At 67.0% G+C, this 13,497-nt stretch carries 15 protein-coding genes; 6 read left to right on the top strand and 9 right to left on the bottom strand.

Annotated elements, in window-relative coordinates:
- Nucleotides 1-3 precede the first annotated feature (3 nt).
- From BMX96_RS09730 to BMX96_RS09695, 8 genes are all read right to left on the bottom strand, one after another.
- A complete protein-coding gene (locus tag BMX96_RS09730; protein ID WP_091845318.1) occupies nucleotides 4-2,970 on the bottom strand; it encodes a 2-oxoglutarate dehydrogenase E1 component in 2,967 nt (988 codons plus the stop codon).
- A 25-nt stretch (nucleotides 2,971-2,995) separates the two neighbouring features.
- Nucleotides 2,996-3,535 (bottom strand): DUF805 domain-containing protein, encoded by a 540-nt coding sequence (locus BMX96_RS09725; RefSeq protein WP_091845317.1) that lies wholly within the window; start codon nucleotides 3,533-3,535, stop codon nucleotides 2,996-2,998.
- 1 nt (nucleotide 3,536) lies between these two features.
- A complete protein-coding gene (locus tag BMX96_RS09720; RefSeq protein ID WP_139210034.1) occupies nucleotides 3,537-4,001 on the bottom strand; it encodes a DUF805 domain-containing protein in 465 nt (154 codons plus the stop codon).
- Between the two features lie 98 nt (nucleotides 4,002-4,099).
- Nucleotides 4,100-4,984, bottom strand: a complete 885-nt coding sequence (sucD, locus tag BMX96_RS09715; RefSeq protein WP_091845315.1) for a succinate--CoA ligase subunit alpha — start codon at nucleotides 4,982-4,984, stop codon at nucleotides 4,100-4,102.
- A gap of 43 nt (nucleotides 4,985-5,027) precedes the next feature.
- Entirely contained in the window at nucleotides 5,028-5,330 is a 303-nt protein-coding gene (locus BMX96_RS09710) for a hypothetical protein (RefSeq protein ID WP_236737023.1), read from the bottom strand.
- 109 nt (nucleotides 5,331-5,439) lie between these two features.
- On the bottom strand, nucleotides 5,440-6,633 hold the full coding sequence (gene sucC, locus BMX96_RS09705; protein ID WP_091845314.1) for an ADP-forming succinate--CoA ligase subunit beta: 1,194 nt from the start codon (nucleotides 6,631-6,633) through the stop codon (nucleotides 5,440-5,442).
- Between the two features lie 257 nt (nucleotides 6,634-6,890).
- Nucleotides 6,891-7,853 (bottom strand): malate dehydrogenase, encoded by a 963-nt coding sequence (mdh, locus tag BMX96_RS09700; RefSeq protein WP_073128148.1) that lies wholly within the window; start codon nucleotides 7,851-7,853, stop codon nucleotides 6,891-6,893.
- Between the two features lie 167 nt (nucleotides 7,854-8,020).
- The gene (locus tag BMX96_RS09695) at nucleotides 8,021-8,716 is read right to left on the bottom strand and encodes a PRC-barrel domain-containing protein (protein ID WP_091845313.1); all 696 of its coding nucleotides are present in this window, start codon (nucleotides 8,714-8,716) and stop codon (nucleotides 8,021-8,023) included.
- 153 nt (nucleotides 8,717-8,869) lie between these two features.
- Here BMX96_RS09695 and BMX96_RS09690 point away from each other — a divergent pair, with 153 nt between their 5' ends.
- Nucleotides 8,870-9,622: a sulfite exporter TauE/SafE family protein gene (locus BMX96_RS09690; RefSeq protein WP_091845312.1), complete on the top strand. Its 753-nt coding sequence runs from the start codon at nucleotides 8,870-8,872 to the stop codon at nucleotides 9,620-9,622.
- On the opposite strand, the gene BMX96_RS09685 is transcribed toward BMX96_RS09690, so the two are convergent.
- Entirely contained in the window at nucleotides 9,619-9,933 is a 315-nt protein-coding gene (locus tag BMX96_RS09685; protein WP_236737022.1) for a hypothetical protein, read from the bottom strand. The genes BMX96_RS09690 and BMX96_RS09685 overlap by 4 nt on opposite strands.
- Nucleotides 9,934-10,108: 175 nt before the next feature.
- Here BMX96_RS09685 and BMX96_RS09680 point away from each other — a divergent pair, with 175 nt between their 5' ends.
- The 5 genes from BMX96_RS09680 to BMX96_RS09660 are packed head-to-tail and all read left to right on the top strand — an operon-like array spanning nucleotide 10,109 to nucleotide 13,466.
- Nucleotides 10,109-10,969 (top strand): HpcH/HpaI aldolase/citrate lyase family protein, encoded by an 861-nt coding sequence (locus tag BMX96_RS09680; protein WP_091845311.1) that lies wholly within the window; start codon nucleotides 10,109-10,111, stop codon nucleotides 10,967-10,969.
- Nucleotides 10,969-11,529 carry an NnrU family protein gene (locus BMX96_RS09675; protein WP_091845310.1) on the top strand — a complete coding sequence of 187 codons (561 nt, stop codon included), beginning with the start codon at nucleotides 10,969-10,971 and terminating at the stop codon, nucleotides 11,527-11,529. Before BMX96_RS09680 ends, BMX96_RS09675 begins: the two co-directional genes overlap by 1 nt.
- Nucleotides 11,526-11,732 (top strand): DUF1737 domain-containing protein, encoded by a 207-nt coding sequence (locus BMX96_RS09670; protein ID WP_407944665.1) that lies wholly within the window; start codon nucleotides 11,526-11,528, stop codon nucleotides 11,730-11,732. The genes BMX96_RS09675 and BMX96_RS09670 overlap by 4 nt, the downstream gene beginning before the upstream one ends.
- Nucleotides 11,729-12,760, top strand: a complete 1,032-nt coding sequence (locus BMX96_RS09665) for a MaoC family dehydratase (protein WP_091845309.1) — start codon at nucleotides 11,729-11,731, stop codon at nucleotides 12,758-12,760. The genes BMX96_RS09670 and BMX96_RS09665 overlap by 4 nt, the downstream gene beginning before the upstream one ends.
- 55 nt (nucleotides 12,761-12,815) lie before the next feature.
- Nucleotides 12,816-13,466 carry a hypothetical protein gene (locus BMX96_RS09660; protein WP_091845308.1) on the top strand — a complete coding sequence of 217 codons (651 nt, stop codon included), beginning with the start codon at nucleotides 12,816-12,818 and terminating at the stop codon, nucleotides 13,464-13,466.
- Nucleotides 13,467-13,497: the final 31 nt, after the last annotated feature.

The raw sequence follows: 13,497 nt of genomic DNA, 5'->3' as shown, positions 1-13,497 counted from the left end.
GTCTTATCCTTCGATTCCCAGCGCGGCATTCACCAGCGCCGCTTGTTGGGTCTTGTGTTGACTGGCGAGGCCCGTGGCGGGCGACGCGGCGGTCTGGCGACCGGCATATTCCGGGCGGGTGTGCTTGGCCTTGATGCGGCTCAGCACCCATTCGATGTTGGGCTCGACGAAGCTCCAGGCGCCCTGGTTCTTGGGCTCTTCCTGGCACCAGATCATTTTCGCATCCTTGAAGCGGGTCAGCTCCTTCACCAGGCTGTGCGCTGGGAAAGGATAATACTGCTCGATCCGCAGGAGATAGACGTCGTCCAGACCCTCGGCGTCGCGCTTCTCCAGCAGGTCGTAATAGACCTTGCCCGAGCACAGGACCACGCGCTTGATCTGGTCGTCGGACTTCAGCGTCAGCTCGGAATTGCCCTGCTGGGCGTCGTCCCACAGGATCCGGTGGAAGGACGACCCGGTGGCCATCTCCTCGGCCTTCGACACCGCCAGCTTGTGGCGCAGCAGCGACTTGGGCGTCATCAGGATCAGCGGCTTTCGGAAGCTGCGATGCATCTGCCGGCGCAGGATGTGGAAATAGTTCGCGGGCGTGGTGCAGTTCGCGACGATCCAGTTGTCCTGCCCTGACATGGTCAGGAACCGCTCCAGCCGGGCCGAGCTGTGCTCGGGGCCCTGGCCCTCGTAGCCGTGGGGCAGCAGGCAGACGAGGCCCGACATCCGCAGCCACTTGGACTCGCCCGAGCTGATGAACTGGTCGAACATGATCTGCGCGCCGTTGGCGAAGTCGCCGAACTGCGCCTCCCACAGTGTGAGGGCATTGGGCTCGGCCAGCGAATAGCCGTACTCGAAGCCCAGCACGGCGTATTCCGACAGCATCGAGTCGATGACCTCGTACTGGGCCTGCCCTTCCTTGATGTGATTGAGCGGGTAGTAGCGATCCTCGGTCTTCTGATCGACCAGCGCCGAGTGACGTTGCGAAAACGTGCCCCGGCCCGAATCCTGGCCCGACAGCCGCACCGGGTAGCCTTCCGTCAGCAGTGACCCGAAGGCCAGCGCCTCGGCCGTGGCCCAGTCGAAGCCTTCGCCCGACTCGAACATCTGCCGCTTTGCGTCCAGCAACCGGTCAACGGTCTTGTGGGCGGCAAAACCGTCGGGCGTGGTGGTCAGTGCCTTACCGACCTGCTGCAGCGTTTCGGGCGAGATGGCGGTCTTGCCGCGCTGGTACTTCTCGCCCTGCTTGTTCAGGCCCGACCAGCGTCCGTCCAGCCAGTCGGCCTTGTTTGGCTTGAAGTCGCGCCCGGCCTCGAACTCGTCGGCCAGGTGCTGCTGGAACTTGGACTTGGCGTCCTCGATCTCGCCTTCGGGGATCAGCCCTTCTGCGACCAGCCGTTCGGTGTACTTGGTCAGCGTGGTCTTCTGCTGCTTGATCTTCTTGTACATCGCCGGGTTCGTGAACATGGGCTCGTCGCCCTCGTTATGGCCGAACCGGCGGTAGCAGATGATGTCGATCACCACGTCCTTGCGGAACTTCTGGCGGAACTCGGTCGCGACCTTGGCGGCGTGGACCACCGCCTCGGGATCGTCGCCGTTCACGTGGAAGATCGGCGCCTCGACCATCAGGGCAATGTCGGTGGGGTAGGGGGACGACCGCGAGAAGCTGGGCGCGGTGGTGAAGCCGATCTGGTTATTCACCACGATATGGATGGTGCCGCCCGTGCGGTGGCCGCGGATGCCCGAAAGCTGGAAACACTCGGCCACCACGCCCTGACCGGCGAAGGCCGCGTCGCCGTGCAGCAGAACCGGCAGGACTTCGTCCCGGTCGGTGTCGTTCAACTGGTCCTGTTTGGCACGCGCCTTGCCCAGCACGACGGGGTTCACCGCCTCGAGGTGGCTGGGGTTCGCCGTCAACGACAGGTGCACTGTGTTGCCGTCGAATTCACGGTCATCGGAGGCGCCCAGATGGTATTTCACGTCGCCCGAGCCGTCCACGTCGTCAGGCTTGAAGCTGCCGCCCTGGAATTCGTTGAAGATCGCGCGATAGGGCTTCTGCATCACGTTCGCGAGGACCGACAGGCGGCCCCGGTGGGGCATGCCGATGACGACCTCTTTCAGACCCAGCGCGCCGCCGCGCTTGATGATCTGCTCCATTGCCGGGATCAGCGCCTCGCCGCCATCAAGGCCGAAACGCTTGGTGCCCATGTACTTGACGTGCAGGTATTTCTCGAAGCCCTCGGCCTCGACCAGCTTGTTGAGGATGGCGCGGCGGCCTTCCTTGGTGAAGGCGATCTCCTTGCCCAGGCCCTCGATCCGCTCCTTCAGCCAGCCGGCCTGCTCGGGGTCCGAGATGTGCATGTATTGCAGGGCGAACGTGCCGCAGTAGGTGCGCTTCACGATGGCCAGGATCTCGGCCAGCGTGGCGACCTCGAGGCCCAGCACCTTGTCGATGAAGATGGGCCGGTCCATGTCGGCGTCGCTGAACCCGTAGGATTCCGGGTCGAGCTCGGGGTGATTGCTGGCCTCGCGCAGGCCCAGCGGGTCCAGGTCGGCGGCCAGGTGGCCGCGGATCCGGTAGGCGCGGATCAGCATCAGCGCGCGCAGGCTGTCCAGAACGGCCTGGCGCACCTGCTCCTTGCTGATATCGGCGCCCTTCGACTCGGCCTTCTCGGTGATCTTCTTGGCCAGCGCCTTGCCGTCGGGCTTGGCGGCCGGATCGGCGGGCCATTGGCCGTCCAGCGCGGCGGTCAGGTCGTCGTTCGGCTGGGGCGGCCAGTCGGTGCGCGCCCAGCTGGGACCGGCCGCCTCGTGCGCGGCGGCCTCGGCATCGCCGAGACTGTCGAAATAGCTCCGCCAGCTTTCGTCCACGGCCTGCGGGTCGTCGGCATAGCGGGCGTAGAGCTGTTCCAGGTAGGCCGCGTTGTGTCCTTGCGCGAAGCTTTCGGCGCGGAACTGGTCGTTGCGGGATTGGTCGGTCATGGCGTGGACTCCGAAGGGAAACGCTTCATTCGTTGCGGGCCGCGATATGGGTGGGCGGCGGTCCGTATTTGTTGGGGTGCGGCTGGCTGGGCCGCGTCAGCCACCACAGCACCACGAGGGGGGAAATCAGAAAGACGACCATCGCGAAAGCGAGGATCAGGGTGCTGCCGCCGGCGATCACGGTGCCGAAATCGCCCTGCAGGACCGGGCCGAACCCGGCCACGACTCCCATGAAGGTGGTGACACCGATAATGACGATCAAGGGATACAAAAGGTGCAGGCCCGTGCGTCCGCTGTCGTGCATCCGCCGCCAACCGGCCGACAGGATCGGGACCAGCATGGCCAGCGAGAACAGCGACGCCAGCGGGCCGTTCGCCTCGTACTGGACGGCGTCGGGCGCGTATTCCACGCGGTTGAAACCGAAGATCATCCCGTCGAGCACGCCGAGGATCAGCGACATTCCGAAGATGAATAGCATGAACCACCAGTATTCGGGCCGCGACGCACGGCCCGAGAAGGTGAAATACTTGGCGAGGCAGGTACGGACGGCTTCGGTGAACGACATCTCAGGCCTCTTGCGCCACGGTTTCGGGCGGGGGGCCGTAAGCGTTCGCTCGGTCGTCGCCGGGACGTGTCAGAAGCCACAGGTAGATCAGCGCCACGAGCATCTGGATCAGCATCATCGCCAGCGCGCCGATCGCCTCGCCCTGCGTGACCGGCTGAACCCCGGGCGTGCCCTGCGCGGGCGCGCCGGGCGCCAGCCACGCGAACAGCAGCGCCAGCGCCAGCGGCACGAAGATCAGGGCCCCGGGGCGACCGGTATCCTGCAACCGTCGCGCCCCGACCGCCACCAGCGGGCAGATCACCGCCAGGACGAAGACGAGCTGCGCCGCCTTGCCCAGGAGGCCCACGCCCATGCCGAAGAACAGGTAGGCCCCCATGAACCACCAGTATTCCGACCGCGACGCGCGGCCCGAGAAGCTGGCGTATTTCTGCGTCAGGCAGGTACGGACCGATTCGGACAGGGTCATGCGCGCCACCGCGCGGCGGCCGCGGGCGCGGCCGTCGCCTGTTCTGGGTGGGTCATGTCACGGCCCCGATGCATCGGCGCGCGTCCTTTCCGCTTGGTCTACTTCCCGATGGCCTCCAGCACGGCCTCGCCCAGGGTGGCGGGGCTGTCGGCGACCACGATGCCGGCCTCTTTCATGGCGGCGATCTTCGATTCGGCGTCGCCCTTGCCGCCCGCCACGATGGCGCCCGCGTGGCCCATGCGGCGGCCCGGGGGGGCGGTGCGGCCCGCGATGAAGCCGGCCGTGGGTTTCCAACGGCCCTTCTTGCGCTCGTCCGCCAGGAACTGCGCGGCCTCTTCCTCGGCCTGGCCGCCGATCTCGCCGATCATGATGATGCTCTCGGTCTCGTCATCGGCCAGGAACCATTCCAGCACGTCGATATGCTCGGTCCCCTTGATCGGGTCGCCGCCGATGCCCACGCAGGTCGACTGGCCAAGGCCCACGTCGGTGGTCTGCTTCACGGCCTCGTAGGTCAGCGTGCCCGAGCGGCTGACCACGCCGACGCTGCCACGCTTGTGGATGTGGCCGGGCATGATGCCGATCTTGCAGGCGTCGGGGGTGATGACGCCCGGGCAGTTCGGGCCGATCAGCTTCGAGTTCGAGCCTTCCAGCGCGCGCTTGACCTTCATCATGTCCAGAACCGGGATGCCCTCGGTGATGCAGACGATCAGCGGGATCTCGGCGTCGATCGCCTCGAGGATCGAGTCGGCCGCGAAGGGGGGCGGCACGTAGATCACGGTGGCGTTGGCGCCGGTCTGGTGCACCGCCTCGTGGCAGGAGTTGAACACGGGCAGGTCCAGGTGCGTCTGGCCGCCCTTTCCGGGCGTGACGCCGCCGACCATCTTGGTGCCATAGGCGATGGCCTGTTCGGAGTGGAACGTGCCCTGGCTTCCGGTGAAGCCCTGGCAGATGACTTTGGTATCTTTGTCGACGAGTACGGCCATCGGGGCCTCCTTCGGGTCTGTTGTCTTTGCCGGTCGCCCGGCGTCAGTCGAAAAGCGCCTCGCCGTCGTCGACGGCGAAGTCCAGCAGACGCACGAGGACAAGCCCCGCGCCCGCGATGATGAGCGTCCGGCCCAGCGAGCCGGTGAGGTTCGACGGCAGCACCCGCGCGATGCCGTCCCGGGTCTTGCGCGCCGCCCGCCGTGCACCGCTGTCGCGGTGCAGCGTATCGGGGCGCTCGGGCAGGCTGAGCGCCGAAGGCTGCCAGCGGCGCAGCAACATCCCGGTGCCAAGCAGCGCGGCGCCGACGATGATGGGCGAAAGTTCTGCTGGGGCGTTCCTGGTCATGCGTGCGTCCTTCCCTGACGACTCCGGCGGGTTCCATCGGGCTCCATCCGTTCGTGGGACGACCGGTTCAATGGAGCATGCGCCGGCCCGTCCGGGCCGGCCCCGTGTCTCACCCCTTCACCGCCTTCACGATCTTCTGGGCGCCGTCCTTCAGGTCGTCGGCGGCGATGACGTCCAGGCCGGAGTTCGAGATGATCTCCTTGCCCTTGTCGACATTGGTGCCTTCAAGGCGGACGACCAGCGGCACTTGCAGCCCGACTTCCTTCACCGCGGCGATGACGCCTTCGGCGATGACGTCGCAGCGCATGATGCCGCCGAAGATATTCACGAGAATGCCTTTGACCTGCGGGTCCGAGGTGATGATCTTGAATGCCTCGGTCACCTTTTCCTTGGTCGCACCGCCGCCCACGTCGAGGAAGTTGGCCGGCTCGGCGCCGTAGAGCTTGATGATGTCCATGGTCGCCATGGCCAGGCCCGCGCCGTTGACCATGCAGCCGATCTCGCCGTCCAGCGCGATGTAGTTCAGGTCGTATTTCGAGGCCTGGAGCTCCTTGGGGTCCTCCTCGGTCTCGTCCCGCAGGTTGGCGATGTCGGCGTTGCGATACAGCGCGTTGCTGTCGAAGCCCATCTTGGCGTCGAGGCATTTCAGATCGCCGCTGTCGGTCACGATCAGCGGGTTGATCTCGAGCATCTCCATGTCCTTGTCGACGAACATGGCATAGAGTTGGCCCATCAGCTTGACGCATTGCTTGACCTGCTGGCCGGTCAGGCCGAGCGCGAAGGCAATGCGGCGGCCGTGGAACGCCTGGTAGCCGGTGGCGGGATCGACGCTGAAGCTCAGGATCTTCTCGGGGGTCGACGCCGCGACCTCCTCGATATCCATGCCGCCCTCGGTCGAGCAGACGAAGCTGACGCGGCTGGTCTGCCGGTCCACCAGCAGCGCGAGGTAAAGCTCGGTCTCGATCCCCGATCCGTCCTCGATGTAGACGCGGCCGACCTGCTTGCCGCCGGGGCCGGTCTGGTGCGTGACCAGCGTTCGGCCCAGCATCTTCTTTGCCTGGTCGGCGGCTTCCTGCACCGACTTGGCAAGGCGGACACCGCCGCCGTCGCCGCTGTCAGCTTCCTTGAAGCTGCCCTTGCCGCGGCCGCCGGCGTGGATCTGCGCCTTGACCACCCAGAGCGGGCCGTCCAGTTCGCCCGCCGCCGTCTTGGCGTCCTCGGCGCGGGTGACGATGCGGCCGTCGCTGACCGGTGCACCGTAATCGCGCAGCAGCGCCTTGGCCTGGTATTCGTGGATGTTCATCGCACTGTCCTCACGTCCTTCGTTTGGCGGGCAGTGTAGACCACGAGCCGGGGGGCGCGCCAAACGGAATAGTGAGAAAATGCAGACGACTCGCTGAAAAACCGCGAACTGTGATCACACGTGGTTTTGCTGTGATCACAATATCGGCGGCGCTGCCGGGGCGATGCGTGGATCTTGCGCGGACTCGTCCCGTTGCGCAATGAAAAAGGGCCCCGCGGCGATGCCGGGGGCCCTTGCGCATCAAGTTGCCGGGTGGGTCAGGCGAGGCTGTCGTCGATCCCCTTGCAGGCGCTGACGAGGCCGCGCACGGCTTCGACCGACTTGTCGAACATGGCCTGCTCGTCCTTCTCCAGCTTGATGTCCACGACCTTCTCGATGCCGTTGGCGCCGATGATCGTGGGCACGCCCACATACATGCCGTCCAGCCCGAACTCGCCGTCGCACCAGGCCGCGCAGGGCAGCAGGCGGCGCTGGTCCTTCAGGTAGGCCTCGGCCATCTCGATGGCGCTGGTGGCCGGGGCGTAATAGGCCGAGCCGGTCTTCAGCAGGCCGACGATCTCGGCGCCGCCGTCACGGGTGCGCTGCACGATCTCGTCCAGTTTTTCCTGGCTGGTCCAACCCATCTTCACCAGGTCGGGCAGCGGGATGCCGGCCACGGTGGAATAGCGGGTCAGCGGCACCATCGTGTCGCCGTGGCCGCCCAGCACGAAGGCGCTGACGTCGCGCATGGAGACGTCGAACTCCAGGCTCAGGAAGTGGCGGAAGCGCGCGGAATCAAGCACGCCGGCCATGCCCACGACCTTCTGGTGGGGCAGGCCCGAGAACTCGCGCAGGGCCCAGACCATCGCGTCGAGCGGGTTGGTGATGCAGATGACGAAGGCGTCGGGTGCGTTGGCGGCGATGCCTTCGCCCACCGACTTCATGACCTTGAGGTTGATGCCCAGCAGGTCGTCGCGGCTCATGCCCGGCTTGCGCGGCACGCCCGCGGTGACGATGCAGACGTCGGCGCCGGCAATATCCTCGTACGAGGTGGTGCCTTTCAGCGCGGCGTCGAATTTCTCGGACGGGCCCGACTCGGCGATGTCGAGCGCCTTGCCCTGCGGCGTGCCGTCCGCGATGTCGAAGAGAATGACGTCGCCAAGTTCCTTGATCGCCGCCAGATGGGCGAGGGTTCCGCCGATCTGTCCCGCACCGATCAACGCGATTTTCGGTCTGGCCATGGAAATCTCCGGTGGTTGCAAAGGTCCGGCAGACGGTTAAGCCGCAACGGCCCACGACGCAAGGGCGTGACGCCGCCCGGCCGTGCCCGGCGCCCGGATCGAAAAGGGCCGCCCGGGTCGGATCGACCGGGCGGCCCCTTTGGGACTTACTGGAAACGAGGCCAGGCTTACTGGTTGGTCTCGGTTTCGTTCATTTCCTCTTCCATCTCGGCTTCGGCGCCTTCAGCGGCCTGATCGACCTCGTTGGCGGCTTCGGACGCGGCGGCTTCCGCCTCGTTGGCGGTCTCCTCGGCTTCGGCCTCGGCGGCGTCGGCGGCCTGGTCGACCTCAGTCGCGGCCTCGTCCATGGCTTCGCCGGTTTCCTCGGCGGCCTCGCCCGCGGCGGCTTCGGCCTCGGCGGCGGTCTCTTCCATTTCCTCTTCGACTTCCGAACGCTCGAACTCGGGCGCGTTCTCCATCTCTTCCTGCGTGGCGTTCACGACCAGGAAGTAGTCGGTGGCATCATCGCCATCGCGCACGATCTGGATCTGCGAGAAATCGACGGCCACGTCGCGCTCGCCGATGCCAAGGAAGCCACCGATGCCGAGGATCACGGTCTGGACCGACCCGTCTTCGCTGAGGATCATGTCGTTGATTTCGCCCAGGTTGTCCCACTCCTGCTCGGAGCCGGCTTCCATGGTGTCGCCGACCTCGGACTCGGTCGCGTAGATCCGCGCGCCCACCAGGTCAGAGGCGAACAGTTCGGTCGCAGCATCGGCCTGGTAGTCGACGAAGGCGTTGTCGGAGGTCTGGCCCACGGCAACAAGCGCACTGGTCGACAGGGCAAGGGCGGCGGTAGTGGTGGTGATCAGGAAGCGATTCATTCCTATTCTCCTATTTGTATACTGCGGCGCGCTGCCGCATCTGGCCAATAGACGCGAAGGCCAAGCCACTGGTTCCGGGATATATTTTTTGCAAGGTATGGAACCGGCGAGGCATCGCCTGTTTGGGCGAGGCGCTTGGCGGAAAGGGGCCGGATGGAGCTGACACTTGGGTTTTTCGCGGTGGCGATCCCGGCCGTTCTGTATGCCGGGATCTCCAAGGGCGGCTTCGGATCGGGCGCGGCCTTCGGCGCGGCGGTCTTGCTGGCGCTGGTGGTGCCGCCGGGCGATGCGCTGGCGGTGATGCTGCCGCTTCTCATGCTGATGGACGTGACGGCGTTGCGCCCCTACTGGCGCGAGTGGGATGGCGAGGCAGCGCGGGTGCTGATCCTGGGCGCGGCCCCGGGCGTGGCGCTGGCCGCGCTGGTCTATACCATCGTCGCGCCCGAGGTGTTCGGCCTGCTGATCGGCCTGATCGCGCTCGGCTTCGTCGCGTTCCAGATGGCGCGCGCCCGGGGCTGGCTGCGGGTCGAGGGCCTGCCCGCGGGCCGTATCGCGGGGGCCTGCTGGGGGCTGGCGGCCGGCTTCACCAGTTTCATCAGCCACGCGGGCGGGCCACCGGCGGCCGTCTACCTGCTGTCGCGCAAGGTGGCCAAGACGGACTACCAGGCGACCACGGTGATCGTGTTCTGGGCGGTGAACCTGATGAAGTTCGTGCCCTACGCGGGCCTCGGGATCTTCACCCCCACCAGCCTGATGGCGGGGGTGATCCTGTCGCCCTTCGCGGTGATCGGCATCTGGCTGGGCGTCATCGCGCATCGCCGCATCCCCGAGCGCCTGTTCTTCGCGGTGACTTACCTCATGCTGCTGGCCAGCGGCGCGCGGCTGGTCTGGGGCGCGCTTGCCTAGGCCGGGTCGCCCGCCGGTGCCCGGCTTTCGGTCGTGGTTTCGAAGGACTGGCCCGCCGCGGCGACGCAGGTCAGCCCGTTCGGCGAGGTGACGATGATGGTCCAGCTGCCCGAGTCCGCGGCAAAGACCTCGACCACCTGGCCGGAGCCGGACAGACCGATGGAGCGGCGCGTCTCATCATATACGTCGTTCAGCTTCTGCAAGACGATCGGACGGGGGGCGCAGTTCTGGCCAGCTTGGGCGCGCGCCGCCCCGATGGCCAGCGCGATGGTGCCGAGCGACAGGGTCAGGATCATCAAGGGGCGGGTCATGGCAGGCTCCGTTCCGTTTCCAGGGTCATGATGCCCAGCCTGCGTTCCGATCCGGTAAACGCGGCTTAACCCTGCGTTCCCTGGCCGCTTTCTGCGTCGCGGCACGATTGGGGTTGCGGAAACTGTCGGATCCGTGGTCTCAAGCGACACATTATTGCCCGCAGGAGGTCTTCCCATGTCCGCGACGCACCGCCCCTGGCGATCGGTTCTCTACATTCCCGGCTCGAAGGAACGCGCGCTGGAAAAGGCGCGGGGGCTGGACGTGGATGCCATCATCTTCGACCTCGAGGACGCGGTGGCGCCGGGCGAAAAGGCCAACGCCCGCGAGACGCTGGCCGCGGCCCTGCGGGTGGGCGGCTATGGCTCGCGCGCGCAGCTGGTGCGGGTGAACGGCATGGACACGCCCTGGGGCGGCGAGGATCTCGAGACCGTCATGGACGCGGGACCCCAGGCGATCCTGCTGCCCAAGGTCGGTGCCGCGACGGACGTTGCCAGCATCGCCGCGCGGCTCGACGCCCATCCCGGCTGCGCCGAGACGCGCATCTGGGCGATGATGGAAACCACGCGCGGCGTGTTCAACGCGGCCGAGATCGCGCAGGCCCCGCGCATGGGTGGCTTCGTCATCGGCACCAATGACCTGGCGGCCGAACTGGGCTGCGAGACGGGGGGCGATCGGATGCCCCTCATGATGGCGCTCCAGACCTGCCTGGCCGCAGCGCGCATGGGTGGCATTCCCTGCGTGGACGGCGTGTTCAATGCCTTCAAGGACGAGGACGGCCTGCGCGCCGAATGCGAACAGGGCCGCGCGCTGGGCATGGACGGCAAGACGCTGATCCACCCCGCGCAGGTCGCCATCTGCAACGAGGTCTTCAGCCCGTCGCAGGCCCAGGTCGACACCGCCAAACGCCAGATCGAGGCGTTCGAAGCGGCCGAGGCTCAGGGGCAGGGGGTCGCCGTGCTGGATGGCAAGATCGTCGAGAACCTGCATGTCGCCACCGCCCGCAAGGTGCTGGCCCGCGCCGGGGGGGCATCCTGATGGGGCTGCTGATCGGCGGACTGGTCCTGTGGGTCGTCGCCCACGTCTTCAAACGCGTCGCGCCCGACGCCCGCGCCTCGCTGACCGAACGGTTGGGGACCGCCTCGAAAGGTGTCTTCGCCGCCGTGCTGCTGTTGTCGGTGGTGCTGATCGTCATGGGGTACCGCGCGGCACCCTTCATCCCGGTCTACACGCCGCCCGCCTGGGGCGTGCACCTGGTCGACCTGCTCATGTTCCCGGCCATCGCGCTGTTCGGGCTGGGCAGCTCCAAGTCGTCGCTGCGGCGGCACATGCGGCACCCGCAGCTCTGGGGCTTCGCGCTCTGGTCGGCGCTGCACCTGCTGGTGAACGGCGACCTCGCCTCGGTCATCATGTGGGGGACGTTCATCGTCTGGGCGCTGGCCGAGATGCGGCTCATCAACATGCGCGAGCCCGACTGGCAGCCCTACGAGGGCGGATCGACCAAGGGTACGATCCGTCTGGCCGTCATCACTGCCGTTCTCTACGTCATCATCACCGCCATCCACTACTGGCTGGGCGTCAATCCTTTCGGAGCCTGATCATGATCTACCGTCTGCTGACCGGCGACGACTCGTCGGCCTTTTGCCACAAGGTGTCCGAGGCGTTGTCGAAGGGCTGGGAGCTCTATGGCGACCCGGCCTACGCCTTCGATGCCGAACACGGCGTCATGCGCTGCGCCCAGGCGGTGACCAAGAAGGTCGACGCGCCGTACTCGCCTGACATGAAGCTGGGCGCGCAATGAGCACCAAGACCAATCCGGGCCGCTTCTTCGAGGATTACAGCGTCGGACAGGTGATCCGCCATGCGGTGCCGCGCACGGTGGGGCAGGGTGAACGGGCGCTGTATCACGCGCTCTACCCGGCGCGGGGGGCAATCTATTCCTCCGACGCCTTCGCGCAGGCCTGCGGGCTGGCGGCGTCGCCTCTGGACGACCTGGTCGCGTTCCACACGGTCTTCGGCAAGACGGTGCCGGACGTGTCGCTGAACGCGGTGGCGAACCTTGGCTATGCCGAAGGCCGCTGGCTCGCCCCGGTCTGGCCGGGCGATACGCTCAGCTCCGAATCCGAGGTCATCGGGCTCAAGCAGAACTCGAACGGCAGGACGGGCGTGGTCTGGGTGCGCACCACGGGCCGCAACCAGCGCGGCGAGGATGTGCTGAGCTACGTGCGCTGGGTGATGGTGCGCAAGCGCGACGCGGATGCCCCGGCCCCCGAGACGGTCGTGCCGACGCTGGCCGGCGTCGTCGACGCGGCGGACCTGGTGATCCCCAAAGGTCTGGACTTCACCGGCTACGATTTCGACCTCGCGGGCGAGCCGCACCGCCTGGGCGACTACCAGCCCGGCGAAGTCATCCACCATGTCGATGGCGTCACCGTGGAGGAGGCCGAGCACATGCTGGCCACGCGCCTGTGGCAGAACACCGCCAAGGTGCATTTTGACGCGACCCAGCGCGAGGATGGCAAGCGGCTGATCTACGGCGGGCACGTGATCTCGCTGGCCCGCGCGCTCAGCTTCAATGGCCTTGCCAACGCGCAGATGATCGTCGGGCTGAACGCCGGGGCCCACGCCAACCCGTGTTTCGCGGGCGATACCGTGCGCGCCTGGTCCGAGGTGATTGAGACGGCCGAGACCCCGGCGCCCGGCGTGGGCGCCATCCGGCTGCGGCTGGTGGCGGCGAAAGGCGACGGCGAGGGGCTGCGCGACGACGCGGGCAAGTACCTGCCGCACGTTCTGCTCGACCTGGACTACTGGGCGCTGATGCCCGTGTGATGCGCGGCCTCGGGTCACAGCGCCGCCCGTCCGGGCGACTGCTAGGCTCCTGATCATGGAGTGGACGGCCCAGATCGACGCCTATTGCGAACGCCTCGGGCCCGGTGTCTGGGCCGAGCCCGCGAACGCACTGACGAACCTTGCCTTCCTCCTCGTGGCGATGTGGCTGTTCCCGGCGGCGCGCGGGATCGAACGGCTGCTGTGCGTGGTGCTGTTCCTGATCGGCGTGGGGTCGGGGTTGTTCCACACCCTTGCCACGCGCTGGGCGGCGCTGGCCGACACGCTGCCCATCGCCATCTTCATCCTGATCTACGTCTTCGCCGCCAACCGCCGCTATCTGGGCTGGCCATGGTGGGGCGCAGCGCTGGGCACGCTGGCCTTCATCCCTTACCTGGCGCTGGGCGGTCGCCTCTTCGCGGCGCTGCCGGGCTTCGCCATATCTGCCATGTACTGGCCCGTGCCGCTGGCCATCGCGGGTTACGCGCTGTGGCTGCGGACGCGGTTGCCGCAGGTGGCGCGGGGGCTGGCGCTGGGCGCGGGGATCCTGGCGCTGTCGCTGACGTTCCGCAGCCTCGACATGCCGGTCTGCGGGGCGGTCCCGCTGGGCACCCATTTCGTCTGGCACCTGCTGAACGCGGTGATGCTGGGCTGGATGATCACCGTGCTGCGCCGGGACCGGGTTGAAAGGGCGCACGCGGGGCGCTAAGCCCAGCGCGATCAACGCCACCGACACGAAG

It is taken from the genome of Palleronia pelagia, from assembly GCF_900110115.1.
In the GTDB taxonomy this organism is placed as follows: domain Bacteria; phylum Pseudomonadota; class Alphaproteobacteria; order Rhodobacterales; family Rhodobacteraceae; genus Palleronia; species Palleronia pelagia.
The sequence above is the reverse complement of the archived record's forward strand: the minus strand, read 5'-3'. Positions and strand labels throughout refer to the sequence as shown.